This is a genomic window from Kitasatospora sp. NPDC024654 (assembly GCF_055559155.1).
The window spans coordinates 67,876-93,502 of record NZ_JBVHLF010000007.1; the positions used below are offsets into that span (position 1 = coordinate 67,876).

The following is a 25,627-nucleotide window of genomic DNA, read 5'->3' on the forward strand; positions in this document are numbered from 1 at the left end:
CGCCCCTTGGCTACACTCCGGGTCACCCTCCTTGCCCCCGGCCGTGCCCTCCTGTTTTCCGCCCCCCCGCCCGCCAAAACCCCCCGAGTCCTTTTCCCCCCTCCCCCCCCCCGCCCTCGGGTGGTTCAGAACCGGTTCAGACCGTCACCAGGGTCTCCAGCGGCGCCCCGGCCAGGTGCGGGACGAGCCGCTCCCGGCCGTCCAGGAAGCCCAGCTCCATCAGCACGACCACGCCGACCAGCTGGGCACCGGCGCGCTGGACCAGGTCCAGCGAGGCGGCGATGGTGCCGCCGGTGGCCAGCACGTCGTCGACCACCAGGACGCGCTCGCCCGGCTCGAAGGCGTCGCACTGCACCTCCAGGGTGGCGGTGCCGTACTCCAGGTCGTACGTCCGGGCGAAGACCTCGCCGGGCAGCTTGCCCTTCTTGCGGATCGGCACGAAGCCGAGGCCCGCCGCGAAGGCGGCCGGGGCGGCCAGCACGAAGCCGCGCGCCTCCAGGCCGACCACCTTGGTCGCCCCCAGCTCCTTCGCCCGGTCCGCCAGCGCCCGGGTGAGCGCCGAGAAGGCCTCGGGGTCGGCGAGCAGCGGAGCGATGTCCTTGAACAGCACGCCCGGTTTCGGGTAGTCCGGGACGTCCCGGATCCGGCTGTTCAGCAGCTCGGCGAGGGCGGTGTCAGTGGTGTTCACGGGTTTCCTTCGGTTCTCAGCGCTTGCCGGACGGGCGGCCCTTGCCGCGGGCCCGTCCGACCGGCTGGTTGCGCTGGCCGACCACGCCGGCCGCGACACTGTCCTCGATCACGTCGCCGGCCTCGTCCTCGGCCGACTCGTCACGCTGCGGAGCGGCGGCCGCCGCCTTGGCCTCCGCGGCCCGCCGCTGGGCGACCCGCTTGGCCAGCGCCCGCATCTCCGGCGACTGCTCCTTGAGCTGCGCGAGCAGCGGGGTGGCGACGCAGATCGAGGAGTAGGCACCGGCGGCGAGGCCGACGAAGAGCGCCAGCGAGATGTCGTTCAGGTCGCCGGCACCGAGGATGCCGCCACCGATGAAGAGCAGCGCGGTGACCGGCAGCAGGGCGACCACGGTGGTGTTGATGGACCGCACCAGGGTCTGGTTCAGGCCGTGGTTGGCCGCCTCGCTGTAGGTCAGCTTGTTCTGCTTCTCCAGGTTCTTGGTGTTCTCCTTCACGGTGTCGAAGACGACGACCGTGTCGTAGAGCGAGTACCCGAGGATGGTCAGGAAGCCGATCACCGTACCGGGCGAGACCTGGAACCCGACCAGGGCGTAGACGCCGATGGTGATCACCAGGTCGTGGATCAGCGCGACCAGCGCGGCCAGTGCCATCCGCCACTCGAAGGCGATCGCCAGGTAGGCGGTCACCAGCACCATGAAGATGATCAGACCGAGCAGCGCCTTCTGGGAGATCTGCTGGCCCCAGCTCGGGCCGACCACCTGGGCGTTGACGTCGTTGCTCGGGATCTTCAGGTCAGCGGCGAGCTGGTTGACGAAGGAGTCGGTGCTGACCTTCTCCGTCGAGCTGACCTGGATCCGGATCTGGCCGTCAGCGGTGGACTGCACGACCGCGGTCGAGTCACCGGTGATCTTGTTGGCCTCGTCCTGCGCCTGGGCGACGGTCAGCCCGGACTTCTGCACGGTGTAGACCGAGCCGCCCTTGAAGTCGATGCTCAGGTGCAGCCCGATCACGCTGAGCCCGAAGATGGCGGCTGCCGCGATGACCGCGGAGATGCTGTACCAGAGCTTGCGCCGGTTGACGAAGTCGAAGCTGACCTCGCCCTGGTAGAGACGGTGGCCGAGGTTGCCGAAGCGTGACATGGCGTCAGGCCTCCTTCACGGCGGCGGTGGTGGCGGCGGTGCGGCGACGGCCGCGCACCGGCGGGCGGGCGCCCAGGCGCTTCGGGTCCAGGCCGGACCACGGGTGACCGCTGGCGAAGAACTTCCGCCGGGCCAGCAGGGTGATCAGCGGCTTGGTGAAGAGGAAGATCACCACGATGTCGAGCACGGTGGTCAGGCCGAGGGTGAAGGCGAAGCCCTGCACCTTGCCGACCGAGACCACGTACAGCACGGTGGCACAGAGGAACGACACGAAGTCGGAGACCAGGATGGTGCGGCGGGCGCGCGGCCAAGCGCGCTGCACGGCCGGACGCAGCTGGGCACCGTCGCGGACCTCGTCGCGGATGCGTTCGAAGTACACGATGAACGAGTCCGCTGTGATACCGATCGCCACGATCGCACCGCAGACCGCCGGGAGGTTCAGCGCGAAGCCGATCCCCGCGCCCAGCAGGCACATGATCGTGTAGGTGAGGATCGCCGAGACCACCAGGCCGGCGATGCTGACCAGGCCGAGGCCGCGGTAGTAGATCAGCGAGTAGAGGACCACCAGCAGCAGGCCGATCGCACCGGCGAGCAGACCGGCGTGCAGCTGGTCACCACCGAGCTGCGGGGAGACCGTGGTCTGGTCGCTCTTGTCGAAGCTGAGCGGCAGGGCGCCGTAGCTGAGCACGTTGGCCAGGCTGGTGGCCTGCTCCTGGCTGAAGCTGCCGGAGATCACCGCGTTGCCGCCGGCGATCGCGCTCGACACGTACGGGTGCGAGACGACCTGGCCGTCCAGCACGATGGCGAACTGGTTGGCCGGGGACTGCTGGGTGGCCAGCTGGCCGGTGGTGGCGGCGAAGGCCTTGGAACCCGCGTCGTTGAAGCCCAGCTGGACCTCCCAGCCGGAGGCGTTCTGGGTGTCGAAGCCGGCGGTGGCCTTGTTGACGTCCGAGCCGTTGATCGCGACCGGGCCGAGCGCGAACTTGTACCAGGTGCCCTGCTCCTTGTCGTAGCTGCAGGCCACGGCGTCCTGGTTGGGGGCCGTCTGGTAGTCGATCCGCTGCGCCGCGTTCGAGCAGTCCAGCGCGGCGAACTTGGCCGCGACGTCCGGCGGCGGGGTGCCCTGGGTCATCGCGTTGGAGAGGTCCGCGGCGCTCGGGGCGGAGGCGCTGGCGGACGGGCTCGGCGCGGCGCTCCCGCTGGGGGAGGCCGAGGCCGACGGCGGGATGCTCGCGGCGGCCGACGGGCTGCTCGCGTCAGCGGCCAGCAGGCCCTGCGAGACGGCCCGCCCGGCCTTCGAGGCACTGGCGGAGGCACTGGCGCTCGCGCTGGGGCTGCCGCTCGCGGAGGCCGAGGGGGACGCCGAGCCACTGGGCGAGGCGGAACCGGACGGCTTGCCGGAGGGGCTCGGGCTGCTGGAGGCGGGAGGAGCGGTCACGCCCGTGGGAGCCGTCGCCAACACCGGGCGGAAGTACAGCTGGGCAGTCGTACCGACCTGGTTGGCCGCCGACTGCTGGTCCCCGCCCTTGGGGATGTTGACGATGATGTTGTCGCTGCCCTGGGTCTGGACCTCCGCCTCGGAGACGCCCATACCGTTGACGCGCTTCTGGATGATCCCGACCGCGATGTCCATGTTGGACTGGTTGATCGCGGCCTTGTCCTTCGACTTGGCGGTCAGCGTGATGCTGGTACCGCCCGCGAGGTCGATCCCGAGGCGAGGCGTGGTGTGGCCCGTCCCGAACATGAGGGCGACCAGGCCGACGGTGACCACCAGGATGAGGGCCAGTGCCCGTCCGGGGTAACCGTCGCGCGGACGCGACTTGGGTGTTGCCACCTTGCTCGTTTCTCCCTGTCCCATGCCGTCGGCCGACTGCCGCCTACCCGGTGGGGCAAGCGGCAGTGTAAACCGCGGACAACCGTGAGGTGCTGCAGACCGTCCGTACTACGGATGACCCCGCTCACGCGGGGCGGATGGTGTTCCGATCCGTGATTACTTGTCGGCGGGCTCGTCGCTCTCGCCCTTTTCGAAGCTGACCGGCTCGTCGGTCGGCTCCTCGTCCTCACCGAGCTCGGCGTCGGCGAGCTCCGGCTCACCCTCCTCGGGGCGGCCGTTGATGATCTCGTCGTACTCCTGCGGGTCGATCACCGCGGCGATCGCGCTCTTGGTGAAGTGGGTCACCACGCCCGGCGCGATCTCCAGCTCCACGGTGGCGTCATTGACGGACTTGACCAGCGCGTACATGCCCCCGATGGTGCGCACCGCCGAACCCGGTTCCATGGCCGACTGCATCGACTGCTGCTGTTGCTGCCGCTTCTTCTGCGACCGGAACATCAGGAAAATCGCGGCGATGGGGAGGAGAAGAATGATGAAATTCACAGCTGACTGCGTCCTTTACAAGCCACCGGGGAGCGGCTAGCGGAGATGGTCGACCCGCCGGGTGATACGGGACGGTCCGGCGAAGTCTAGGAGACCTGCTCTGATCGGACAACGCCAAGCATCGCATCCTGCCGCCGAAGGTGGCGAGTCCTTGGCATGCTCACTCTGCGGCGGGTCGTTCCGGCACCGCGGCCGGAGTGAACAACTCCGGCTGCGCGGGCAGCGCGGTCCGGCCGGCCGGCTGCTGCGTCGGCGGGGTCAGCCCGAGGTGCTGCCAGGCCGCGGCGGTGGCGATTCGCCCGCGCGGAGTACGGGCCAGCAGACCCTCCCGGACCAGGAACGGCTCGGCGACCTCCTCGACCGTCTCGGCCTCCTCCCCCACCGCGACCGCCAGGGTGGACAGCCCCACCGGGCCGCCGCCGAACAGTCGCAGCAGCGCGCCCAGCACCGCCCGGTCCAGCCGGTCCAGACCGCGCTCGTCCACCTCGTAGACCTCGAGCGCCTGCGCGGCGATCTCCCGGGTGACCTGGCCGTCGTGTCGGACCTGGGCGTAGTCCCGGACCCGGCGCAGCAGCCGGTTGGCGATCCGCGGCGTGCCGCGCGAGCGCCCGGCGATCTCCACGGCGCCGGCCGGGTCGATCTCGACGTCCAGCAGCGCGGCCGAGCGGTGCACCACCCGCTGCAGCTCGGCGGCGGCGTAGAACTCCATGTGCCCGGTGAAGCCGAACCGGTCGCGCAGCGGCGGCGGCAGCAGCCCGGCCCGGGTGGTGGCACCGACCAGGGTGAACCGCGGCAGGTCCAGCGGGATCGCGGTGGCCCCCGGACCCTTGCCGACGATCACGTCGACCCGGAAGTCCTCCATCGCCATGTAGAGCATCTCCTCGGCCGGCCGGGACATCCGGTGGATCTCGTCGAGGAAGAGCACCTCCCCCTCGCTGAGCGAGGAGAGGATCGCCGCCAGGTCGCCGGCGTGCTGGATGGCCGGGCCGGAGGTGATCCGGATCGGTGCGTTCAGCTCGGCCGCGATGATCATCGAGAGCGTGGTCTTGCCGAGCCCGGGTGGGCCGCTGAGCAGGACGTGGTCCGGGGACGAACCACGCTGTCGGGCGGCCTGCAGCACCAGCGAGAGCTGCTCGCGGACCCGCTCCTGGCCGATGAACTCGTCGAGCTGCCGGGGGCGCAGCGCCGCCTCGACCGCCTGGTCCTCACCGTCGGCGGCGGAAGCGACCAGCCGCTCGGCGGGGTCGGAGTCGTACGGGGTCATCAGGGCGGGCTCCAAATCGACAAAGTGATGAAGCGTCAGAGTGACGGGGTGGGGTGGCTACCGGGTGCGGTTGAGGCCGCGCAGCGCCAGCCGCAGCAGCGCACCGACGTCGGTGCTCGACTGCGCCTCGGCCTCCGGCGTGACCGCCGCGACCGCGTCGTCCGCCTCGCGCGGAGCGTAGCCGAGGCCGACCAGCGCCGCGTGCAGCTGCTCGCTCCAGGGCGCCGGACCGCTGGCGGCCAGCGGCTTCTGGGCCGGCACCGCGCCGAGCGGCGCGCCGAGCTTGTCCTTGTACTCCAGCAGCAGCTTCTGCGCCTTGGCCTTGCCGATCCCGGGCACCGCGATCAGCGCCTTCTCGTCGCCACCGGCCACCGCCAGGCGCAGCGCGTCGGGGCTGTGCACGCCGAGGATCGCCTGTGCGAGCCGGGGACCAACCCCCGGCGCGGCCTGCAGGATCTCGAAGGTGGCGCGCTCGTCGTCGTCGGCGAAGCCGTAGAGGGTGAGCGAGTCCTCGCGGACCACCATCGAGGTGGCCAGCCGGGCCGGCTCACCCAGCCGCAGCCCCGCCAGCGTGGTGGGGGTGCACTGCACGGCGAGGCCGACGCCGCCGACCTCGACGACGGCGGTGCCGGCGGTGAGGGCGGCGACCGGGCCCTGGACGAACGCGATCACGGGCGGTACTCCTTGCGGGCGGCGGGGCTTGCGGTGGTACGGGCCAGCGCGGCGGCGATCTTTTCCGTCGCCGTACCGCGCCAGATGTGACAGATGGCCAGCGCCAGCGCGTCGGCGGCGTCCGCCGGCTTCGGCGCCTCGGTCAACCGCAGCAGCCGGGTGACCATGGCGGTGACCTGCGCCTTGTCGGCGCGGCCGGAGCCGGTGACGGCGGCCTTGACCTCGCTGGGAGTGTGCAGCGCCACCGGTATCCCGCGCCGGGTGGCGCAGAGCATGGCGACCGCGCTGGCCTGCGCGGTGCCCATCACGGTCCGCATGTTGTGCTGGGCGAAGACCCGCTCGATGGCGACCACGTCCGGGCGGTGGGTGTCGATCCACTGCTCCAGCCCGGCCTCGATCGCCAGCAGCCGGCGCGGGATCTCCTCCTCGGCGGGGGTGCGCACCACGCCGACCCCGGCCATCCGCAGCGGACGGCCCGGCGCGCCGTCGACCACGCCGACGCCGCACCTGGTCAGCCCCGGGTCCACGCCCAGTACCCGCACACTCCCACCCTTCATCGCGCCCTCAGGCGGATTCCGCCGGTCCCGAGGCTAGCGGTCGGGTCCGACAGCGGCACCAACGACACCGGCCCGGTGGTCCCACGGGACCACCGGGCCGGTTCGGCGCCTGTGTCACTCGGCGTCAAGCTGCGCGCCGACCTCGTCGGAGATGTCGAAGTTGGCGAAGACGTTCTGCACGTCGTCGCTGTCCTCCAGCGCGTCGATCAGCTTGAGGATCTTGCGCGCACCGTCCACGTCCAGCTCGACCTGCACGCTGGGCACGAAGTTGGCGTCCGCCGAGTCGTAGTCGAGCCCGGCGTCGACCAGCGCGGTGCGCACCGCGACCATGTTGGCGGCCTCGGAGATCACCTCCAGCGAGTCGCCCAGGTCGTTGACCTCCTCGACGTCGGCGCCGGCCTCCAGGACGACCTCGAGGACCTTGTCCTCGTCCACGCCGTCGCTCTTCGGGACGATCACGACGCCCTTGCGGGAGAACATGTACGACACCGAGCCCGGGTCGGCCATCGAGCCACCGTTGCGGGTCATCGCGACGCGCACGTCGGAGGCGGCGCGGTTGCGGTTGTCGGTGAGGCACTCGATCAGCACCGCGACACCGTTCGGGCCGTAGCCCTCGTACATGATCGTCGAGTAGTCGGCCCCGCCGGCCTCGGCGCCCGAGCCGCGCTTGACGGCCCGGTTGATGTTGTCGATCGGGACCGAGCTCTTCTTGGCCTTCTGGATGGCGTCGTAGAGCGTCGGGTTGCCGGCCGGGTCGCCGCCACCGGTCCGCGCCGCCACCTCGATGTTCTTGATCATCTTGGCGAAGAGCTTGCCGCGCTTGGCGTCGATCACGGCCTTCTTGTGCTTGGTGGTAGCCCACTTAGAGTGGCCGGACATCACCAGCTCCTTTACGTCGCCAAAGGGAAATGAAACAACGGAGATCTTACCGGTGTCGGGCAGGACACCCGGCATCGGTCAGAGCGCGGCGCTCTCCACGAGACGCACGAAGAACTCGTGCACCCGGTGGTCACCGGTCAGCTCCGGGTGGAACGAGGTCGCCAGCAGGTTGCCCTGGCGAACCGCCACGATCCGGCTTTCCGCACCGTCCGCGGCCGGCAGCTCGGCCAGCACCTCGACGCCCGCGCCGACCGACTCGACCCAGGGCGCGCGGATGAAGACACCGTGCACCGGCGCGCCCTCGAACCCCTTGAAGGCGATCTCGGACTCGAAGGACTCGTTCTGCCGCCCGAAGGCGTTGCGGCGCACCGTCATGTCGATGCCGCCGACGGTCTGCTGGTCCTCCCGGCCGTCCAGGATCTTGTCGGCCAGCATGATCATGCCCGCGCAGGAGCCGTAGACCGGCATCCCGGCGGCCACCCGCTCGCGCAGCGGCTCCATCAGGCCGAAGGCCAGCGCCAGGTTGGACATGGTGGTGGACTCGCCACCGGGGATCACCACGGCGTCGACCTCGGCCAGCTCCTCGGGGCGGCGGACCGGGCGGGCCAGGGCGTCCGCCTCGGCGAGCGCGATCAGGTGCTCGCGGACATCGCCCTGCAGGGCCAGAACGCCGATGACTGGAGTGGACACGGTGACTACCTTCTTACGGCTTCTTCGGATCTTCGGAGGAGCGTCGCGGGGACACCCGCGCGGGAACACGCACGACGGTCCGCCGCGCAGACGCACGCGCGGCGGACCGGAGGGCGCGAACTACCAGCCGCGGTTGGCGTAGCGCTCGGTCTCGGGCAGGGTGTCGCAGTTGATGCCGACCATGGCCTCACCCAGACCGCGGGAGACGTCCGCGATCACCTTCGGGTCGTCGAAGAAGGTGGTGGCCTTCACCACGGCGGCGGCGCGCTTGGCCGGGTCACCGGACTTGAAGATGCCGGAGCCGACGAAGACGCCCTCGGCGCCGAGCTGCATCATCAGGGCCGCGTCGGCCGGGGTGGCCACGCCACCGGCGGAGAACAGCACGACCGGGAGCTTGCCCAGCTGCGCGACCTCCTTGACCAGCTCGTACGGGGCCTGCAGGTTCTTGGCCGCGACGTACAGCTCGTTCTCGTCGAGCGTGGTCAGGCGGCGGATGTCGGCGTTGATCTGGCGCATGTGGCGGACCGCCTCGACCACGTTGCCGGTGCCGGCCTCGCCCTTGGAGCGGATCATGGCCGCGCCCTCGGCGATCCGGCGCAGGGCCTCGCCCAGGTTGGTGGCGCCGCAGACGAAGGGGGTGGTGAACGCCCACTTGTCGGAGTGGTTGACCTCGTCGGCCGGGGTCAGCACCTCGGACTCGTCGATGTAGTCGACGCCGAGCGCCTGCAGGACCTGGGCCTCGACGAAGTGGCCGATCCGGGACTTCGCCATCACCGGGATGGAGACCGCGTTGATGATGCCGTCGATCATGTCCGGGTCGGACATCCGGGCCACGCCGCCGTCCTTGCGGATGTCGGCCGGCACGCGCTCGAGCGCCATGACGGCGACGGCACCGGCATCCTCGGCGATCTTGGCCTGCTCGGCGTTGACCACGTCCATGATCACACCGCCCTTGAGCTGCTCGGCCATGCCGCGCTTGACCCGGGCGGTTCCGATCTGCGGCTGGTCGGCGGAAGCGGGAGTGGTGGTGGACACGTAAGACCTCACTCGAAGACGAACCGGTGCTATCGCCCTATCGTAGGCCGTACATCTGGGCGATTGTTGCGCCACCCGGTCCAGACCGGCCGCCCGGAATCGACAAAGAGGCCGGAAACCACCGGAACTACGCAGGCGAACCCTGCGGCACCAGGGCCGCCGGCGGCTCGTCGTCCATCTCGAAGGCCATCGGGAACGGTGCCCGACCGGCCAGCCGGAAGTACCGCACCAGCCGGTGGATCCGCACCGCGCGGGCCGCCCGCACCGCGTCGTTGTGGAACCGCCGCGCCATCGGCACCCGGCGCACCGCCGAGGTGAGATCGCGCAACGCCTCCTCCCCGCCCGGCGCCGCCCGCACCACCGCCACCAGCTCCGACTCGGCGAAGACCGCCCGCAGCGCCTGGCTCAACTCGCTCTCGGCCACCTCCCGGTGCTCCTCGTCCGCCTGCCGGGCCGCGTGCGAGGCCTGGTACAACACGATCGAGGTCGCCGGATCGAGCACCGAGGAGGTGGCCAGCTCCTGCGCGACCGAGGCCCGGCGCAGCAGTTGGGCGTCCAGCGCGGCCCGCGCGGTGTCGATCCGCGCGTGCAGCCGGTCGAGCCGGCCCGCCGTCCAGCTCAGGTAGACGGCGAAGAGCACCACGGCCACGGCGGCCCAGATCCAGTCAGTCACGGGGCGCTACGCTACCGGGCTCCCGGCTAGTCGCGGGCCAGGCCCAACCGGCCGCGCCAGCCGGTCCGCTCGTCCTCGCGGACCCCACCGGACCCGCCCGTGCCGTCCGTCACCGTCTCGTAGACCGCGAGGATGTCCGCGCCCACCGTCTTCCAGTCGAACCGCCGCACGTGCCGGGCGGCCGCCACCCGCAGCTCGGCCAGCCGCTGCGGATCGCCGAGCAGCCGGATCGCCGCCGCCGCCAGCGCGTCCGCGTCCTCCACCGGGAACAGCTCGCCCGCCTGCCCGCCGTCCAGCACCTGCGCGAACGCGTCCAGATCGCTGGCCAGCACCGGCGCGGCCGCCGACATCGCCTCGACCAGGATGATCCCGAAGCTCTCCCCGCCGGTGTTCGGCGCCACGTACAGGTCGACGCTGCGCAGCAGCCGGGCCTTGTCCCGGTCGCTCACCATGCCGAGGAACTCCACCCGGGCGCGCACCTCGGGCGCCAGCCCGGCCACCGCCTCCTCCTCGTCGCCCTTGCCCGCGACCAGCAGCCGCACCTCCGGACGGGCCGCCAGGATCGCCGGCAGCGCGGCCAGCAGGGTGGGCAGACCCTTGCGCGGTTCGTTGATCCGGCCGATGAACCCTATGGTGTCGCCGGTCCAGCGCGGCTCGGCCTCCGCGTCGGCGAAGAACGAGACGTCCACCCCGTTCGGGATCACCACCGCGTCCCCGCCCAGGTGCTCCACCAGGGTGCGCCGGGCGTACTCGCTCACCGCGATCCGCGCGCTGATCTTCTCCAGCGCCGGCTGCAGGATCGGCGAGGCCGCGATCATCGCCCGCGAGCGCGGGTTCGAGGTGTGGAACGTGGCCACCATCGGCCCGGTCGCCGACCAGGCGGCCAGCATCGACAGGCTCGGCGAGGCCGGCTCGTGCACGTGCAGGATGTCGAAGTCGCCGTCGTGCAGCCAGCGCCGCACCCGGGCCGCCGAGATGATCCCGAAGCTGAGCCGCGCCACCGAGCCGTTGTACGGCACGGCCACCGCGCGCCCGGCCGAGACCACGTAGGACGGCAGCGCCGAGTCGTCGTCGGCCGGCGCCAGCACCGAGACCTTGTGCCCCAGCTCGATCAGGTGCTCGGCCAGGTCCCGGATGTGGAACTGCACCCCGCCGGGCACGTCCCAGTCGTACGGGCAGACGATGCCGATCTTCACGTGGAAACCCCTCCGTCGGCTAGCCGCGCGTGCTCGGCTGCGGGTTCGCCGCCGAGGCCGAGGCCGATCGGGCGGCCGGCAGGTCCGCCAGCCAGAACCGCTGCAGCATGTGCCAGTCCTGCGGGTGCCGGGCGATCCCCTCCGCCCAGACGTCCGCCAACCGCTGCGTCATCTCCCGGGTGACGGCGCCCCGGTCCACGCCCTCCCCCGACTCGATCGGCGGGTGGATGGTCGCCCGCATCACCGGACCGTCGTACCAGAGGGTGACCGGCAGCAGCGCGGCACCGGTGCGCTGGGCCAGCACCGCCGGACCGGCCGGCATCTTGGTGGTCTCCCCGAAGAACCGCACCGGCAGCCCGGCGTCCGACAGGTCGCGGTCGCCGACCAGGCAGACCATCCGGCCCTCGCGCAGCCGCCGGGCCAGCGTCCCGAACACCGAGCCCCCGCTCCCGGTCAGCGCCAGGACCTCCATGCCCAGCCCCTCGCGGTAGGCCACGAAACGGTCGAAGAGCGACTCGGGCTTCAGCCGCTCGGCGACGGTGGTGAAGCTGATGCCCAGGTGGCGCACCACCCACGCACCGGCCAGGTCCCAGTTGGCCATGTGCGGCAGCGCTATCACCGCGCCGCGTCCCTCGGCCAGCGCCGTGGTCAGGTACTCGATGCCGCCCACCTGGATCCGGTCGGAGATCTTCCGATCGCTCCAGACCGGCAGCCGGAACGACTCCATCCAGTACCGCAGGTAGGAGCGCATCCCGGCGCGTGACAGCGCGCGCAGCTCGGCCGCCGACGAGCCGGGGCGCACCCGGGCCAGGTTGGCCTCCAGCTGCCGCACCCCCTTGCCCTGGCGGCGCCAGGTGGCGTCCGCGAGCTGGTCGCCCAGCACCCGCACCACCGGCTCCGGCAGCAGCTTGAGGGTGGCCCACCCCGCCGCGTACCCGCTCTCGACCAGCTTCTCGCGCATCCGTCCGCCCTCAGCTCTCCCGGGCGGCGGCCGCCGCCTCGAACGCCTCCCGGCGCACCGTCAGCATCCGCTGCATCACCGTGATCACACTGCCCACCGCGACCAGCCAGAGCGCCACCGGCAGCAGCCACTCCACGTACGGCACCCCGAACAGGTGCAGCCCCGCGACCCCGGCCGCGACCAGGCTGACCACCAGCCGCTCGGCCCGCTCCACCAGCCCGGAGACGTCGCACGGCAGCCCCAGGCTCTCCGCCCGTGCCTTGGTGTACGACACCACCTGGCCGCTCGCCAGGCAGAGCACCGAGATCGCGCAGAGCAGGTCGTTGTCGCCCTTGCCCGCGTACCAGAGCGCCAGCCCGCCGAAGATCGCCGCGTCGGCGACCCGGTCCAGCGTGGAGTCCAGGAACGCCCCCCACTTGTTGGACGTCCCGGCCTGCCGGGCCATGTTGCCGTCCACCAGGTCCGAGAAGATGAAGAGGGTGATCGTGATGGTGCCCCAGAAGAACTGGCCGCGGGGGAAGAAGACCAGCGCGCCGGCCACCGAGCCGGCCGTACCGACCAGGGTCACCGCGTCCGGGCTCACCCCCCAGCGCAGCAGCAGAGCGGCGAACGGCGTCAGGACACGTGTGAAGAAGGCACGCGCGTATTTGTTGAGCATGGCCTTCCGGACCGCTCCGATCTCACCGGGGAAGTTTCACCGGCGGCCTGGGAGAGCTGCGCCGGGCGGCCGAACGGATCTGCCCATCCGGCGTCCCCATGGTATCCAGGACGCCGGACCGCTTCTGCCGCCGCACACCCGTCCGGCGCGGCTCCCGGCACGTCCTAGCCGCGGCGGGGCAGCGCACAGGCCGCCGTCCCGCCCGGCAGCCGGTGCCGGTTGCGCGCCACCAGCCGGTACCCCGCCGCGGCCAGCGGTCGCACCGGTGCCAGTGCCAGCAGCCCGCCCAGCCAGCCGAAGACCCCACCGGTGCGCATCAGCAACCGGGACACCGCGTCCGCACCGCCGTACACCGCCCCGGTCGGGGTGACCCACAGCACCTCGTGCTCCGCCCGCTCGGCGCTCACCCCCAGCGCCGCCAGGTCCGCGAACTGGAACGGCTCCGCCGTCCACCCGCCGGAGGCCAGCGTCTGCCGCAGGTACTTCTCGGCCCAGCGGACGCAGGAGCTGCAGAACGCACAGTCCCCGTCGAAGACCAGCACAGGATCAGGAACACTCATGGCGCCGATCCTGCCCCATCGGGATCGAATCGCGAGCATCTGGGAACTATCTGGCTACGGGCCGGTCCGAGCTGGTGACCCTCTTTCAGACGATCATCGGCGCGACCGGGCAGCGGCGCGGTAACCTGCCGCAGACAGGGGAGGAGGGGCGGCCGCCGTGAGCAAACTCGACATGACCCCCGGTGCACAGGTACCCCGTACCGACGCCGGGCCGCAGAGCGCGGTCACCCAAGCGCTCTCGTCGATGGCCTACCGGGACGGCGAGATCGACGCCTTCGTCAACGCCGTCCAGCCCGGCGTGACGGGGAAGACCGGCCGGTTCGCCCTGTTCCGCCCCAACCTCGGCGAGGCGTTCTGCCAGGCCGTGATCACCCGCACGCTCGGCGCCGGCCGCAAACCGATGGTGCCGGCGTTCGGCACCGACGCCCGGATGGTGGTCGAGCACTGCCTGGCCGCCCAGGAGTTGCGCACCATCCGGGACCGCCGGCTGACCCTGGTGACGCTGCTGACCGGCGTGCTCTTCCTGCCCGGCGCGCTGCTCTGGGTCGGTGCCTTCCAGCTCCGCGCCTCGCTCAAGAAGCGCAACCCGAACCGCGAGGGCCTCTACGGCGGCATCGTGCTGGCCCTGATCGCCGCGCTGGCCGTGTTCCTGGCCTGGCGGCCCCCCTACGGCGGCTTCCTCTCGCTCTACGCCCGGGTGGTGCTGCTGGCCCCGGTGGTCGGCTGGTACCTGGCCAAGCGGATCTGCCTGGCCAGCATCAAGGACCTGCGCGCCCGCTGGACCGACCTGCTGGACGGCAACCTGCAGGCGGCCATCGTCGAAGCCGCCGTCCCCCGCGACGAGCGGGACGAGAAGGCCGCCCGGCTCAAGGTCGCGCTCACCGAGCTGGTGCTGGAGCAGGACACCAACGTGCTGCACTACGCCGGGGTCAACGGGATACTCGGCCTCGGCAAGCGCTGGGGCTCCTGGGAACTCGTCGAGGACCTCCGCCCGGCCGAGGGGCACGACGACTTCCGCACCTTCCACACCTGGGACCTGGTCCGGAAGATCACCGACCGGCTGAACGGCCTGGGCCGCAGCGACGTGGGCAACGGCGCCGTGCCGAACGCCTCGGTCCAGCAGTGGGTGATCACGGAGGTCGGCGCCGGCGCCGACGAGATCGGCCGGCCCGGTGGCCCCGACATGGACGGCCCGCGGATGCGCGACCACGCCGTGGTCAACGTCGCCAACAAGCAGGCCTTCGGCGTCGACGGGCCGCGGCACTACCTGGGCACCCAGTTCGTCCTCAACCGCGGCCGGCTGATCGTCAGCCTGTTGGTCACGGTCACGGTGCTCAGCAACACCCTGCGGGTCTCGGTGAACGGGCACACCCTCGGCCCGGTGGCCGGCTTCTTCAACGACAAGCCGAAGCCCAAGGAGATGACTCGGCCGAAGACCGCCAAGTTCTGGGAGGAGGAGACGATCACCCTCCCCCTGATCGACAACGACGAGGTGGTCCGCCAGGCGGTCCGCGCCCCCTTCCGTCGGATGCCCACGCTGCTCAACTGGCTGGGCGGGACGATGAAGCTGCCGGAGCCGTTCGGCCTGCGCAGCTCCTGGGCCACCGCGCCCTGGGGCAGCCGGTTCATGTCCGACGACTCGATCCGGATCGCCACTCCGGTGGTCAGCGCCGTGCTGGCCGCCACCGTCGAGTTCCTGGCCGACCACGACGTCAACACCGACAGGTTCGCCAACCGCGGGCTGATCCTCAAGTCGGAGTTGCAGGGTGTCCGGCCGTTCCGCGCGGACGTCTACGACGCCGGCTGACCGGCTGCCACCGTCGAACCGGCCCCGGGGACCGCGCCTGGCGGGAGGGGCCGGTTTCCGGGCTGCTCAGGCCTGCGGCCAGGCGTCCGCGAGCATCTTGCGGGTGTCCGCCAGCAGCTGCGGCAGCACCTTGGTGTGACCCACCACCGGCATGAAGTTGGTGTCCCCGCCCCAGCGCGGCACCACGTGCTGGTGCAGGTGTGCGGCGATCCCGGCGCCGGCCGCGCCGCCCTGGTTCATCCCGATGTTGAAGCCGTGCGCGCCGGAGGCGGTGCGCAGCGCGGTCATCGCCTGCTTGGTGAGCGCCGCCAGCTCCACCGTCTCCTGGTCGGTCAGCTCGGTGTAGTCCGCGACGTGCCGGTACGGGACGACCATCAGGTGGCCGCCGTTGTACGGGTAGAGGTTGAGCACCGCGAAGACGTGCTCGCCGCGCGTGACGACCAGCCCGTCCTCGTCGCTCAGCGACGGGATCGAGCAGAACGGGCAGCCGTCGTCGGGGGCGGGCCCGGTCGGCTTGTTCTCGCCCTGGATGTAGGCCATCCGATGGGGCGTCCACAGGCGCCGGAAGCCGTCCGGCTCCCCCACGCCCTGCTGCAGTTCCGGCTCACTCGTCATGCCGATCAGCATATTCGGCCGACGCTGGTGCCAGACCGGGGTGGGGGGGGGGGGGGGGTGCCCCCCCCCCCCCCCCCCCCCCCCCACCCCGGTGGGGATCACACCTGGATCCGGCGCTCCACCGCGTCCACGATCTCGGCCACGGCGTCCGCGATGGCCACGCCGTTCTTCTGCTCGCCGTTGCGGTAGCGGAAGCTCACCGCACCCGCCTCGACATCGTCGTTGCCGGCGATCAGCATGAACGGAATCTTCGCCTTCTGGGCGTTGCGGATCTTCTTCTGCATCCGATCGTCCGAAGCGTCCACCTCGACCCGGATCCCGTGCTTCTTCAGCTCGGCCGCCACCTCCTGCAGGTACGGCACGTGCTCGTCGGTGATCGGGATGCCGACCACGGTCACCGGGGCCAGCCACGGCGGCATCGCGCCCGCGTAGTGCTCCAGCAGTACCGCGAAGAACCGCTCGATCGAGCCGAACAGTGCGCGGTGGATCATCACCGGCCGCTGCCGGTTGCCGTCCGCGCCCTGGAACTCCAGCTCGAAGCGCTGCGGCAGCTGGAAATCGACCTGGATGGTCGACATCTGCCAGGTGCGCCCGATGGCGTCCTTGGCCTGCACCGAGATCTTCGGCCCGTAGAAGGCCGCGCCCGCCGGGTCCAGCACCAGTTCGAGGTTCTGCTTCTCGGCCGCCGCCCGCAGGGTCTCGGTGGCCTCCTCCCAGTCCTCGTCGCTGCCGATGAACTTCTCCGGGTCCTTGGTGGACAGCTCCAGGTAGAAGTCGTTCAGCCCGTAGTCGCGCAGCAGGTCCAGCACGAAGGTGAGCAGCGAGTCCAGCTCGTCGGCCATCTGCTCGCGGGTGCAGTAGATGTGCGCGTCGTCCTGGGTGAAGCCGCGGGCCCGGGTCAGACCGTGCACCACACCCGACTTCTCGTACCGGTACACCGTGCCGAACTCGAAGAGCCGGAGCGGGAGTTCACGGTACGACCGACCGCGCGAGCGGTAGATCAGGTTGTGCATGGGGCAGTTCATCGGCTTGAGGTAGTAGTCGTTCTCGCCGTCGAGCTGCATGGGCGGGTACATGCCGTCGGCGTACCAGTCCAGGTGACCGGAGAGCTCGAACAGGGTGCCCTTGGTGGCGTGCGGGGTGTAGACGAACTCGTAGCCCGACTCCTCGTGCCGCTTGCGCGAGTAGTCCTCCATCACCCGGCGCATGATGCCGCCCTTGGGGTGGAAGACGGCCAGGCCGGAGCCGATCTCCTCCGGGACGGAGAAGAGGTCCAGCTCGCTGCCGAGCTTGCGGTGGTCGCGCTTGGCGGCCTCGGCCAGGAAGTCCAGGTGGGCCTTCAGCTCGTCCTTGGTCGGCCAGGCGGTGCCGTAGAGGCGCTGGAGCTGCGGGTTCTTCTCGCTCCCCCGCCAGTACGCGGCGGCCGAGCGCATGATCTTGAACGCCGGGATGTGCCGGGTGCTCGGCAGGTGCGGGCCTCGGCAGAGGTCGCCCCAGCACAGCTCGCCGGTCTTCGGGTCGAGGTTGTCGTAGATGGTCAGCTCGCCGCCGCCCACCTCGACGTCCGCGCCCTCGCCGGCGGTCGCGGCCGAGCCCTTGAGCCCGATCAGCTCCAGCTTGTACGGCTCGGCGGCCAGCTCCTCGCGGGCGGCCTCGTCGGTGACCACCCGGCGGGAGAACTTCTGCCCGCGCTTGATGATCTCCTGCATCTTCTTCTCGATGACCTTCAGGTCGTCGGGGTGGAAGGGCTTCTCGACGTCGAAGTCGTAGTAGAAGCCGTCCTTGATCGGCGGGCCGATGCCCAGCTTGGCCTCGGGGAAGACCTCCTGCACGGCCTGCGCCATCACGTGCGCGGTGGAGTGCCGCAGGATGTTCAGCCCGTCCGGGCTGCTGATCTCCACCGGCTCGACCTCGTCGCCGTCCCGCAGCTGGTAGGCGAGGTCCTTCAGGGCACCCGCGACCCGCGCCGCGATGACCGCGCGGTCGTCGGCGAACAGCTCGGCGGCGGTAGTGCCCGTGGTCACCACGCGCTCTTCCCGATCGGGTTCGCGGTTGATGATTACCCGGACGTCCGTCACCGGTCTCTCCTGACGTGGTGGATCTGCATAGGCGCAGCTCGTGCTGCGCTCCCGATGGTACCGAGCCCACCGGGGCGACCGCGCACCCATATACGGGCGGGCCGCCCGGCCTGCCGGGATTGAACCGGTACGCCCCCGGGGTATCACCTGCTCGGAACGGCACCACGAGCCGGTGCACCGTCAGTCCTCGGCGGTGCACCAGGCGGGGCCGGGGGAACCTGAGGGGTGGTCATGGTGCAGCACCGCTACTGGTACGAGGGCCCACTCGCCTCCTTCGACACCGAGACCACCGGCGTGGACGTGGAGACGGACCGGGTGGTCTCCGCCGCCCTGGTCGTGCAGCCCGCGCCGGGTGCGACCGCCGAGCGACGGACCTGGCTGGCCGATCCCGGGGTGGCGATCCCCGAGGGCGCCCGCGCGGTGCACGGGATCACCGACGAGCACGTCCGCGCGCACGGCCGCCCGCCGTACGTCGTGCTCGGCGAGATCGCCCGCGCGCTGGCCGAGCAGGCCCGGTCCGGCGTCCCGCTGGTGGTGATGAACGCGCCGTACGACCTGACCCTGCTCGACCGCGAGCTGCGCCGGCACCGGCAGCGCTCGCTGGCCGACCTGCTGGAGGGCGCCGAGCTGCTGGTGGTCGACCCGCGGGTGCTGGACAAGTACGCCGACCGCTACCGCAAGGGTCGCCGCACCCTGACCGACCTCTGCGCCCACTACGGAGTGCTGTTGCGGGGCGCGCACGACGCCGCGGCCGACGCCACCGCCGCGCTCGACCTGGTCCGAGCGCTCGGCGCCAGGTACCACGCCACGCTGGGCGGCCTCTCCCCCGCCGAGTTGCACCACCGGCAGACCGGCTGGCACGCGGCGCAGGCCCGCGGGCTGCAGGAGTGGTTCGAGCGCGCGGGCACCCCGGAGCGGGTGGACCGGTCCTGGCCGCTGCGCCCGCTGCGCTGCGGCTGCGGCCGCCCGCTCACCGCGGAGCACCACTGCGAGGCGGCGGCCTGACCCGGCGCCGGACCCCGGGCCGGCAACGCAGCAGGGCCCTCGCTGGTCATCCAGCGAGGGCCCTGCTGTTGTCCGGTGGGCGATACTGGGATCGAACCAGTGACCCCTTCGGTGTGAACGAAGTGCTCTCCCGCTGAGCTAATCGCCCGGGCAACGAGAAAACAATAGCACTCTCCCGGGGGTGCTCCGCAACGTCGTTGGCCGGCGGCCCCCCGACGCCCCGCCAGGAGCCGTCGGCGAAAGGCCAGGTGACGCATCATCAGTTCCCTTCCGCACCAAGAACGCAAAAAGGCGAAGGACCCCGGTCAATAATTGACCAGGGTCCTTCGCCTTACTGCGCAATCCGGTGGGCGATACTGGGATCGAACCAGTGACCCCTTCGGTGTGAACGAAGTGCTCTCCCGCTGAGCTAATCGCCCGGGCGCAGGGAAAACATTACCGCATCGGAGGGGGTGCTCCGCACCACCCCCGGCCAGGCCCCCCAACACCACCCCGACCAGCCCGGCAGCCGCCATTCGTCACCGTCAGTCACCATCTAGTGGCCCAAGGTGCCACTCTCTCTCCCGGAGCCCGGATATCCGGTTCCGGAACCCTTCCGGCGCTTTGCGCAATGCGCCGGAAGGGTTACCGCACGGCCCCGAATCGGGACAGAGGGGTTTACATCGCCGCCAGGGGTGGGATGGTCCGTTCGCCGACGTGCGATTCCCCGAGCGCACACTGAGCGAAAGGCCCTGGCGCTTATGAACACCACGGTCAGCTGCGAGCTGCACCTGCGCCTCATCGTGTCCAGCGAGTCGTCACTGCCCGTCCCCGCGGGCCTGCGCTACGACACTGCCGACCCCTATGCCGTGCACGCCACGTTCCACACCGGTGCGGACGAGACCGTGGAGTGGGTGTTCGCCCGCGACCTCCTCGCGGAGGGGCTGCACCGACCTACCGGGACGGGCGACGTCCGGGTGTGGCCGTCACGCAGCCACGGCCAGGGAGTCGTCTGCATCGCGCTGAGCTCTCCGGAAGGAGAAGCCCTGCTGGAGGCCCCGGCCCGGGCGCTTGAGTCGTTCCTCAAGCGGACCGACGCCGCCGTGCCCCCCGGCACCGAACACCGTCACTTCGACCTGGACCGGGAGCTGTCGCACATCCTTGCCGAGAGCTGAAGCGCCGGGGGCACTCCCCCGGTGGTGTTGTGGATTCGTTCTGGTGGCTGTCCTACTCGGGGGCACGGCCACAGGCTCTGCCGCGTGTCTCGCGGTCTCGGGGCCGTCCGGACGCCGGCGTTCGAGCGGGAACGCCGGCCCCTCAGGCGCCCGGTGCCACGCCGGCCCAGCCCGCCACCGGCGGACGGGCCTCCGTGCTGCCGGGCGCCTTCGGCCTTCTCGGGGAGCCGGCCGGTAGAGTGCGGCAGTGACGACCGAGCCGGGCGGGCCACCGCCCCCGGCGCACGCGAGGAGTTCCCACGTGCTGATCACCCATGACACCGAGTGCGCCCTGGGCATCCTGGTCGAACTTCTCAACACCTCGCCCGAGGCCGGCGGCCACGAGCAGCTGGCCGACGTGCCGGCGCTGGCCTCGTTCGTGGCCCGGCGGGACATCAGCGAGGTGGACGCGGTGAGCGTCGCCGACCTGGCCGCCGTGCACGAGCTGCGCGGACAGCTGCGGGCGATCTTCACCGCCCCCTCCACCGGGGAGGCCGCGGAGCTGGTGAACCGGCTGGTCGCCGCGGTGAACGCGACGCCGCGGCTGACCGACCACGACGGCCACGGCTGGCACATGCACTACTTCGCCCCGCACGCCGCGCTGGCCGACCACCTGGCGGCCGAGCTGGGCATGGCGCTGGGCCTGATCCTGATGGCCGGCGAACGCGAGCGGCTGCGCCGCTGCGAGGCACCGGACTGCGCGCGGGTCTTCGTGGATCTCTCGCGCAACCGCTCGCGGCGCTACTGCGACAGCCGGACCTGCGGGAACCGGATGCACGTGGCCGCCTACCGGGCCCGTCAGCGCGCGGTGGCCGACGAGGCCGAGCCGGCTCCGGTGGCGGGCTGACCCGGGGGCCGTCCGGGCCGGGTGCTCAGATGCCGCGCTTGCGGAGGATCTCCTCGATGTCCGAGAAGTCACCCAGGCCGTCGTCGGACTTGCCCTTGGTGGGCTTGGCGGGCGTGGCCGGGGTTCCCAGTTGCTTGGCGGCCGGGCGGGCCGTGGCCGACCTCGGGGACCCGGACTCCGCGACCTCCTTGCGCCCGCCGCCGACCCGGGTGGCCAGCAGGAGCAGGACGGCGAGCGCGAGCAGGCCGATGCCCACGAAGACGCGGGGGTCGAAGACCAGTCTGGCGGCCCAGTCGGCCACCGTGTGGCCGATCGAGCGGGCGACCGGGACCAGCCCGGTCAGGTAGACACCGGCCGGGAGCAGCGCCACGGCCGCCCAGCGGGTGGCCGTCCGCCAACGCCGGCGCAGTCCGTGCAGTCCGGCGATCACCAGACCGACGACCGTCAGCGCGAAACAGACTCCGGCGGTCAGCATGGCCGTGCCCGCCGTTCGGTGCGTGTGCCACTGCTCATGACGCCTCCCGGTCCTGGTCCGTCCATCATCCCTCGTAGTGGAACACTGTGGGCATGACCGATGGTTCCCCTCTGCCCACCGTGGAGTTCTGGTGCGAACTCCAGTGCCCGGACTGCCGCACCGCGCTCGATGACGTCCGAGCCCTGCGTGAACGCTTCGGCGAGGCGCTGACGATCGCCTTCCGGCACTTCCCGCTGGAGAAGCACAAGCACGCGTACGCCGCCGCCGAGGCGGCCGAGGAGGCCTTCGCCCAGGGGCAGGGCTGGGCGTTCGTCGAGGCGGTGCTGGCCCGGGTGGACGAGCTGGACCGGCGAGGGCAGGAGCTGCTGCTCGAGGTGGCGGCCGAGCTCGGGCTGGACGCCGACGAGCTGGAGCTGGCGCTGATCGACGGCCGGCACACCCTGGCGGTGGACGCCGACCAGGCCGAGGGCAAGGCGATCGGGATCACGGGCACGCCGACCTATCTGGTGGGCGGGAAGCTGCTGGACGGCAGCAAGAACCAGGACGGGCTGCGCGAGCGGATCGCCGCGCTGCTGGAGTCCTGAGTCGCTGGAGTCCTAGAGCAGCGGCTTGGCCAGCACCCGGCTGGTCACCCGGTAGCCCAGGGACTCGTAGAGGGCGCTCGCGATGCGGTTGTCCGAGTAGACGTTGAGGCCGAGATCGCGGACCCCGGCGTCGAGGCAGGCGCGTTCCGCCGCGAGCATCAGCTCGCGGCCGTGGCCCAGGCCGCGGTGGGCGGCGGCAACCTGGACCGTCATGACCCAGGCGAGCGGTCGCCCGCCGGGCAGCACCGAGTCGCGCAGGGCGACCCAGATGCTGCCCACCGGGGTGCCGCCGTTGAGGAGTTGGCGCAACAGGACGCCGGGAGTGGCGGCTCCCTCGGTGAGCAGGTGGGTGTGGTCGGCCTCGCACTTGTCATGCGCCTGCCGAGGAGTGAGGCCGGAGCGGACCAGCTGGGCCCGGTACTCCGCCTTGGCTTCGGCCAGCCAGTCCGGGAACTCCACCGGACCGATCGGACGGAGCGTCAGGCCGGGGGCCGGGGCGGGCGGTTGGCCCAGCTCCTTGCGGAGCTTGCGGTTGGTCTCGGCGTAGCCGAGCACCCGGGTCAGGGCGAGCGCCGCCGGGGCCTCGACCGGCACGGCCACCTCCGCGCGGTGGCAGCCCCAGCCGCGCAGCAGCTCCTCGGCGGCCAGCACGGCGACCGTGCCGCGGCCGCGGCGGCGACCGTCGGCGATCTCCAGTTCCTCGATCCGCCCGCTGAAGCCGTGGCCGACCGGGTCGGCGCTGGTGCGCACGGTGCCGACCGGGCGGCCGTTGGCGCAGACCTGCCACAGCCGGCTGCGCCCGCCGTTCGGCAGGGGCTGTTCCGGACCGGCGGGGCGCAGCGTGGTGGTCATGGCTGTGCTCTTCCCGTTCTGGCGGCGGGCACGCGCGCTGTTCGGCGGGCGGGGCCTCAGGGATCCAGGTCGTCGGCGGCGCGGGCGGCGAAGACGGCCATCGCCTTGGCGGTGACCGGTCCGGGAGCGGGCAGCTCGCGGTCGTCGATCCGGGAGACCGCCTGGACGTCGCGCAGGCTGGAGGTCAGGAACACCTCGTCGGCCTCGCGCAGCACCTCGTACGGCAGGTCGACCTCCTCGGCCCCGCACCACTCGGCGACCAGCTCGCGGGTGATGCCGGCCAGGCAACCGGTGGCGAGCGGCGGGGTGGTCAGCCGGCCGCCGAGGACCACGAAGACGTTGGAACCGGTGCCCTCGCAGAGCCGGCCCGCGGTGTTGGCGAGCACGGTCTCGGAGGCGCCCTGCCGCTGGGCGTGGGCCAGCGCGACCACGTTCTCGGCGTAGGAGGTGGTCTTCAGGCCGGCCACCGCGCTGTGCTCGTTGCGGGTCCAGTGGGCGGTGGCGATGGCGGTGGTGTCGGGACGGCGGGTGGTCCGGCCGAGCGCGACGACCAGGGTGGGCGGGGCCTCGCCGCGGTCGGAGCCGAGCGGGGAGAGGCCGCCGGTGTAGGTGATCCGCAGCCGGCCGAACGGCATCGGGTTGGCGGCCAGCACGGCGGCGCAGCCGGCCCTGACCTGGTCGTGGTCGGGGGCGGGAAGGCCGAGTCCGGCCGCCGAGCGGCTCAGCCGGGCCAGGTGGCGGGTGAGTGCGAAGGGACGCCCGTCCACGGCCTTGACGGTCTCGAAGACGCCGTCGCCGACGGTGAGTCCGTGGTCGAGCACGGAGACCGACGCGGCGGGCTCCTCGACCAGGGATCCGTTGAGCCAGATCATGTGGCTGCTCCTCGGAGGATGGGGGCGCGGAGCAGCGGGCTACTCCGGGTGCTCTCCCGACGCTATCGCGACCAGCCGGGCGGCCTTGAGTTCGGTCTCGTCCCACTCGCGTTCCGGGTCGGAGCCCCAGGTGATCCCGGCGCCGGTGCCGAAGTGCAGCACGGGAGCCGCCGCAGTACTCCGATCGATCCAGAACGTCCGGATGCCGACCGCGAGTTCGGCCTGGCCGCGGTCGGCGTCGACCCAGCCGACGGCGCCGCAGTAGGGGCCGCGCGGGGCGGTCTCCAGCGCGCCGATAATGCGCAGCGCGCTGGACTTGGGGGCGCCGGTGACCGAGCCGGGCGGGAAGGTGGCGTCGAACAGCTCGGGCCAGCCCGCGTCGTCCCGGAGGACGCCCTGGACCACGGAGACCAGGTGGACCAGGCCGGGATGCTTCTCCACCGCGCACAGGTCGGGGACGGTGATGCTACCGGTGGCGCAGGCACGGCCGAGGTCGTTGCGGACCAGGTCGACGATCATCACGTTCTCGGCGTGGTCCTTCTCCAGCAGGTCGTGCTCGGTGCGGCCGGTGCCCTTGATCGGGCCGGAGGCGACCGTCCGGCCGTCCCGGCGCAGGTAGAGCTCGGGGGAGGCGGTGGCGATCTCGATGCCGTGGGTGGGCAGCCGCAGGGTGCCCGCGAAGGGGGCGGGGTTGCCGAGGGCGAGCAGGCCGGCCAGCGCGTCGATGTCGCTGTGGGCCGGGTCCGGATCGGGCAGCGGCGCGGTCATCACCCGGCAGAGGTTGGCCTGGTACACCTCGCCGGCCGCGATGTGCTCACGGATCCGGCGCACGCCGGCGGTGTAGGCGTCGTGCCCGAGCGAGCTGCGCCAGGCGGAGGAGCGCGGGCCGCGCCAGCCGTCCGCGGAGCGGGCGGGAGCCGGGTCGGGGCCGACGTCGGCGAACCGGGCGCAGGTGAGCCGGCCCTCGAAGTCGTGGACCACCGCCCACCAGCCCTCGCTCTCCAGGGCCGCCGGGTCGGAGGTCACCTCGCACAGGCCGGTGGCGAGCCGGCCGGCGAAACGGGCCATCGGCTGGTCGGGGTGGACGGGGATGCGGGGGGCGGGCACGGTTCTCCTGCGGTGATCACGGGCCACGCCGGGCAGGGTGGGGCCCGCCGGTGGGCTGCGTTCTGCGGTGCTCGAAGTCTAGGTCGGCACCGGCTTCGGCCCGGGCTCGGGCGGCTGACGTGCGGCGATGCCGGCGAGTGGCGGACCGGACCGGAGCCGGTGGCCGAGCCGGTGGCCGGGAGGCCGCTGCCACCGCCCTGCGGATACGGAATTTGAGCTGGCCGTAGTTTCCGCTAAAGTTCAACACGTCGCCGGGACACGGAGCCGCTGAGGAAAGCGGGGAAGTGAAACGGAAGACAGGCGGACGTGGCTCAGTTGGTAGAGCATCACCTTGCCAAGGTGAGGGTCGCGAGTTCGAATCTCGTCGTCCGCTCGGTGAAGGACAGCATGATCGTTCTTCCTGATATGGTTCAGAAGTTGCCTGGTGGAGTGGCCGAGAGGCGAGGCAACGGCCTGCAAAGCCGTGTACACGGGTTCAAATCCCGTCTCCACCTCCAGAGGTCCCCCGGCCTGACCGGGGGTCTTCCCGCGCGATTAGCTCAGCGGGAGAGCACTACCTTGACACGGTAGGGGTCACTGGTTCGATCCCAGTATCGCGCACCCAGGTCCTCCGGGGCCTTCGGTGGCACTTCGGTGCCGCCACCTGCCAGACCGGTATCCGTACCGGACCGGCGCGATTAGCTCAGCGGGAGAGCACTACCTTGACACGGTAGGGGTCACTGGTTCGATCCCAGTATCGCGCACCGAAGAGGAAGGGCCGCCGTCCCTGTGACGGCGGCCCTTCGTGCTGTCCGGGCTTGCGGGGCAGGGTGGTTGGGACCGTGGCCGGATGCGTGAATGC

26 protein-coding genes and 6 tRNA genes are annotated in these 25,627 nt (G+C 71.5%); 9 read left to right on the forward strand and 23 right to left on the reverse strand.

What is annotated here, in order from left to right; translation table 11 throughout:
• Positions 1-136 precede the first annotated feature (136 nt).
• The 15 genes from ACZ38L_RS06460 to ACZ38L_RS06530 form a co-directional block, all read right to left on the reverse strand.
• Positions 137-688: an adenine phosphoribosyltransferase gene (locus ACZ38L_RS06460; protein ID WP_465689815.1), complete on the reverse strand. Its 552-nt coding sequence runs from the start codon at positions 686-688 to the stop codon at positions 137-139.
• A 16-nt stretch (positions 689-704) separates the two neighbouring features.
• Positions 705-1,829: a protein translocase subunit SecF gene (gene secF, locus ACZ38L_RS06465; RefSeq protein ID WP_465689817.1), complete on the reverse strand. Its 1,125-nt coding sequence runs from the start codon at positions 1,827-1,829 to the stop codon at positions 705-707.
• Between the two features lie 4 nt (positions 1,830-1,833).
• Complete coding sequence (secD, locus tag ACZ38L_RS06470; RefSeq protein ID WP_465689818.1) at positions 1,834-3,663, reverse strand: protein translocase subunit SecD; 1,830 nt, start codon at positions 3,661-3,663, stop codon at positions 1,834-1,836.
• A 156-nt stretch (positions 3,664-3,819) separates the two neighbouring features.
• Positions 3,820-4,206, reverse strand: coding sequence for a preprotein translocase subunit YajC (gene yajC / locus ACZ38L_RS06475; protein WP_465689819.1), 387 nt, complete (start codon positions 4,204-4,206; stop codon positions 3,820-3,822).
• A gap of 160 nt (positions 4,207-4,366) precedes the next feature.
• A complete protein-coding gene (ruvB, locus tag ACZ38L_RS06480) occupies positions 4,367-5,470 on the reverse strand; it encodes a Holliday junction branch migration DNA helicase RuvB (RefSeq protein ID WP_465689822.1) in 1,104 nt (367 codons plus the stop codon).
• Positions 5,471-5,527: 57 nt separating this feature from the next.
• Complete coding sequence (gene ruvA / locus ACZ38L_RS06485) at positions 5,528-6,142, reverse strand: Holliday junction branch migration protein RuvA (protein WP_465689824.1); 615 nt, start codon at positions 6,140-6,142, stop codon at positions 5,528-5,530.
• Entirely contained in the window at positions 6,139-6,684 is a 546-nt protein-coding gene (ruvC, locus tag ACZ38L_RS06490; protein WP_465690007.1) for a crossover junction endodeoxyribonuclease RuvC, read from the reverse strand. The genes ruvA and ruvC overlap by 4 nt, the downstream gene beginning before the upstream one ends.
• Before the next feature lie 129 nt (positions 6,685-6,813).
• Positions 6,814-7,578: a YebC/PmpR family DNA-binding transcriptional regulator gene (locus tag ACZ38L_RS06495; RefSeq protein ID WP_465689826.1), complete on the reverse strand. Its 765-nt coding sequence runs from the start codon at positions 7,576-7,578 to the stop codon at positions 6,814-6,816.
• Between the two features lie 78 nt (positions 7,579-7,656).
• A complete protein-coding gene (gene pdxT, locus ACZ38L_RS06500; protein WP_396565954.1) occupies positions 7,657-8,268 on the reverse strand; it encodes a pyridoxal 5'-phosphate synthase glutaminase subunit PdxT in 612 nt (203 codons plus the stop codon).
• A gap of 120 nt (positions 8,269-8,388) precedes the next feature.
• Positions 8,389-9,303, reverse strand: coding sequence for a pyridoxal 5'-phosphate synthase lyase subunit PdxS (gene pdxS, locus ACZ38L_RS06505; protein ID WP_396565956.1), 915 nt, complete (start codon positions 9,301-9,303; stop codon positions 8,389-8,391).
• A 127-nt stretch (positions 9,304-9,430) separates the two neighbouring features.
• The gene (locus tag ACZ38L_RS06510) at positions 9,431-9,976 is read right to left on the reverse strand and encodes a LemA family protein (protein WP_465689829.1); all 546 of its coding nucleotides are present in this window, start codon (positions 9,974-9,976) and stop codon (positions 9,431-9,433) included.
• Between the two features lie 26 nt (positions 9,977-10,002).
• Positions 10,003-11,172 carry a glycosyltransferase family 4 protein gene (locus ACZ38L_RS06515; RefSeq protein ID WP_465689831.1) on the reverse strand — a complete coding sequence of 390 codons (1,170 nt, stop codon included), beginning with the start codon at positions 11,170-11,172 and terminating at the stop codon, positions 10,003-10,005.
• Positions 11,173-11,191: 19 nt separating this feature from the next.
• Positions 11,192-12,133 (reverse strand): phosphatidylinositol mannoside acyltransferase, encoded by a 942-nt coding sequence (locus ACZ38L_RS06520; protein ID WP_465689833.1) that lies wholly within the window; start codon positions 12,131-12,133, stop codon positions 11,192-11,194.
• Positions 12,134-12,143: 10 nt separating this feature from the next.
• Positions 12,144-12,791, reverse strand: coding sequence for a phosphatidylinositol phosphate synthase (gene pgsA / locus ACZ38L_RS06525; protein WP_465689835.1), 648 nt, complete (start codon positions 12,789-12,791; stop codon positions 12,144-12,146).
• A 164-nt stretch (positions 12,792-12,955) separates the two neighbouring features.
• On the reverse strand, positions 12,956-13,351 hold the full coding sequence (locus tag ACZ38L_RS06530; protein WP_465689837.1) for a thiol-disulfide oxidoreductase DCC family protein: 396 nt from the start codon (positions 13,349-13,351) through the stop codon (positions 12,956-12,958).
• Between the two features lie 157 nt (positions 13,352-13,508).
• Here ACZ38L_RS06530 and ACZ38L_RS06535 point away from each other — a divergent pair, with 157 nt between their 5' ends.
• The gene (locus ACZ38L_RS06535; RefSeq protein ID WP_465689839.1) at positions 13,509-15,158 is read left to right on the forward strand and encodes a hypothetical protein; all 1,650 of its coding nucleotides are present in this window, start codon (positions 13,509-13,511) and stop codon (positions 15,156-15,158) included.
• 66 nt (positions 15,159-15,224) lie between these two features.
• On the opposite strand, the gene ACZ38L_RS06540 is transcribed toward ACZ38L_RS06535, so the two are convergent.
• Positions 15,225-15,785: an HIT family protein gene (locus tag ACZ38L_RS06540; protein WP_396562539.1), complete on the reverse strand. Its 561-nt coding sequence runs from the start codon at positions 15,783-15,785 to the stop codon at positions 15,225-15,227.
• 86 nt (positions 15,786-15,871) lie between these two features.
• Positions 15,872-17,851 (reverse strand): threonine--tRNA ligase, encoded by a 1,980-nt coding sequence (thrS, locus tag ACZ38L_RS06545; protein ID WP_465689842.1) that lies wholly within the window; start codon positions 17,849-17,851, stop codon positions 15,872-15,874.
• Between the two features lie 231 nt (positions 17,852-18,082).
• Between thrS and ACZ38L_RS06550 the strand changes: the two genes are divergently transcribed.
• On the forward strand, positions 18,083-18,856 hold the full coding sequence (locus ACZ38L_RS06550; protein WP_465689844.1) for an exonuclease domain-containing protein: 774 nt from the start codon (positions 18,083-18,085) through the stop codon (positions 18,854-18,856).
• 76 nt (positions 18,857-18,932) lie between these two features.
• On the opposite strand, the gene ACZ38L_RS06555 is transcribed toward ACZ38L_RS06550, so the two are convergent.
• Positions 18,933-19,004: transfer RNA gene (locus ACZ38L_RS06555), tRNA-Val, on the reverse strand.
• 199 nt (positions 19,005-19,203) lie between these two features.
• Positions 19,204-19,275: transfer RNA gene (locus tag ACZ38L_RS06560), tRNA-Val, on the reverse strand.
• 321 nt (positions 19,276-19,596) lie between these two features.
• Between ACZ38L_RS06560 and ACZ38L_RS06565 the strand changes: the two genes are divergently transcribed.
• Positions 19,597-20,010: an SsgA family sporulation/cell division regulator gene (locus ACZ38L_RS06565; RefSeq protein WP_030056266.1), complete on the forward strand. Its 414-nt coding sequence runs from the start codon at positions 19,597-19,599 to the stop codon at positions 20,008-20,010.
• 301 nt (positions 20,011-20,311) lie between these two features.
• Entirely contained in the window at positions 20,312-20,896 is a 585-nt protein-coding gene (locus ACZ38L_RS06570) for a CGNR zinc finger domain-containing protein (protein WP_465689846.1), read from the forward strand.
• A 25-nt stretch (positions 20,897-20,921) separates the two neighbouring features.
• Here the strand turns inward: ACZ38L_RS06570 and ACZ38L_RS06575 are convergent, their stop codons facing one another.
• On the reverse strand, positions 20,922-21,371 hold the full coding sequence (locus ACZ38L_RS06575; RefSeq protein ID WP_465689848.1) for a hypothetical protein: 450 nt from the start codon (positions 21,369-21,371) through the stop codon (positions 20,922-20,924).
• Between the two features lie 92 nt (positions 21,372-21,463).
• Between ACZ38L_RS06575 and ACZ38L_RS06580 the strand changes: the two genes are divergently transcribed.
• Positions 21,464-21,955 (forward strand): DsbA family protein, encoded by a 492-nt coding sequence (locus ACZ38L_RS06580; protein ID WP_465689850.1) that lies wholly within the window; start codon positions 21,464-21,466, stop codon positions 21,953-21,955.
• A 12-nt stretch (positions 21,956-21,967) separates the two neighbouring features.
• Here the strand turns inward: ACZ38L_RS06580 and ACZ38L_RS06585 are convergent, their stop codons facing one another.
• Genes ACZ38L_RS06585 through ACZ38L_RS06595 form a run of 3 tightly spaced genes read right to left on the reverse strand, consistent with a single transcriptional unit; the run spans position 21,968 to position 24,747 of the window.
• On the reverse strand, positions 21,968-22,807 hold the full coding sequence (locus ACZ38L_RS06585) for a GNAT family N-acetyltransferase (protein ID WP_465689852.1): 840 nt from the start codon (positions 22,805-22,807) through the stop codon (positions 21,968-21,970).
• A gap of 56 nt (positions 22,808-22,863) precedes the next feature.
• Entirely contained in the window at positions 22,864-23,679 is an 816-nt protein-coding gene (locus tag ACZ38L_RS06590) for an aminotransferase class IV (RefSeq protein WP_465689854.1), read from the reverse strand.
• 39 nt (positions 23,680-23,718) lie between these two features.
• Entirely contained in the window at positions 23,719-24,747 is a 1,029-nt protein-coding gene (locus ACZ38L_RS06595; protein WP_465690009.1) for a chorismate-binding protein, read from the reverse strand.
• A 339-nt stretch (positions 24,748-25,086) separates the two neighbouring features.
• On the opposite strand from ACZ38L_RS06595, the gene ACZ38L_RS06600 reads away from it, so the two are divergent.
• From ACZ38L_RS06600 to ACZ38L_RS06615, 4 genes are all read left to right on the forward strand, one after another.
• A tRNA-Gly gene (locus ACZ38L_RS06600) sits at positions 25,087-25,159 on the forward strand.
• Positions 25,160-25,209: 50 nt separating this feature from the next.
• Positions 25,210-25,283 (forward strand) — tRNA-Cys (locus ACZ38L_RS06605).
• Positions 25,284-25,314: 31 nt separating this feature from the next.
• A tRNA-Val gene (locus ACZ38L_RS06610) sits at positions 25,315-25,386 on the forward strand.
• Positions 25,387-25,457: 71 nt separating this feature from the next.
• Positions 25,458-25,529: transfer RNA gene (locus tag ACZ38L_RS06615), tRNA-Val, on the forward strand.
• The last annotated feature ends 98 nt before the right edge of the window (positions 25,530-25,627 follow it).

Excerpts from the sequence above, each read along its gene's own strand:
- ACZ38L_RS06540 (WP_396562539.1), bottom strand. The coding sequence starts at position 15,785 with ATGCTGATCGGCATGACGAGTGAGCCGGAACTGCAGCAGGGCGTGGGG.
- ruvB (WP_465689822.1), bottom strand. The coding sequence starts at position 5,470 with ATGACCCCGTACGACTCCGACCCCGCCGAGCGGCTGGTCGCTTCCGCC.
- ACZ38L_RS06595 (WP_465690009.1), bottom strand. The coding sequence starts at position 24,747 with ATGGCCCGTTTCGCCGGCCGGCTCGCCACCGGCCTGTGCGAGGTGACC.
- ACZ38L_RS06550 (WP_465689844.1), top strand. The coding sequence starts at position 18,083 with ATGGTGCAGCACCGCTACTGGTACGAGGGCCCACTCGCCTCCTTCGAC.
- ACZ38L_RS06530 (WP_465689837.1), bottom strand. The coding sequence starts at position 13,351 with ATGAGTGTTCCTGATCCTGTGCTGGTCTTCGACGGGGACTGTGCGTTC.
- ACZ38L_RS06575 (WP_465689848.1), bottom strand. The coding sequence starts at position 21,371 with ATGCTGACCGCCGGAGTCTGTTTCGCGCTGACGGTCGTCGGTCTGGTG.
- secF (WP_465689817.1), bottom strand. The coding sequence starts at position 1,829 with ATGTCACGCTTCGGCAACCTCGGCCACCGTCTCTACCAGGGCGAGGTC.
- ACZ38L_RS06565 (WP_030056266.1), top strand. The coding sequence starts at position 19,597 with ATGAACACCACGGTCAGCTGCGAGCTGCACCTGCGCCTCATCGTGTCC.
- ACZ38L_RS06580 (WP_465689850.1), top strand. The coding sequence starts at position 21,464 with ATGACCGATGGTTCCCCTCTGCCCACCGTGGAGTTCTGGTGCGAACTC.
- ACZ38L_RS06495 (WP_465689826.1), bottom strand. The coding sequence starts at position 7,578 with ATGTCCGGCCACTCTAAGTGGGCTACCACCAAGCACAAGAAGGCCGTG.
- ACZ38L_RS06590 (WP_465689854.1), bottom strand. The coding sequence starts at position 23,679 with ATGATCTGGCTCAACGGATCCCTGGTCGAGGAGCCCGCCGCGTCGGTC.
- ACZ38L_RS06520 (WP_465689833.1), bottom strand. The coding sequence starts at position 12,133 with ATGCGCGAGAAGCTGGTCGAGAGCGGGTACGCGGCGGGGTGGGCCACC.
- ACZ38L_RS06585 (WP_465689852.1), bottom strand. The coding sequence starts at position 22,807 with ATGACCACCACGCTGCGCCCCGCCGGTCCGGAACAGCCCCTGCCGAAC.
- pgsA (WP_465689835.1), bottom strand. The coding sequence starts at position 12,791 with ATGCTCAACAAATACGCGCGTGCCTTCTTCACACGTGTCCTGACGCCG.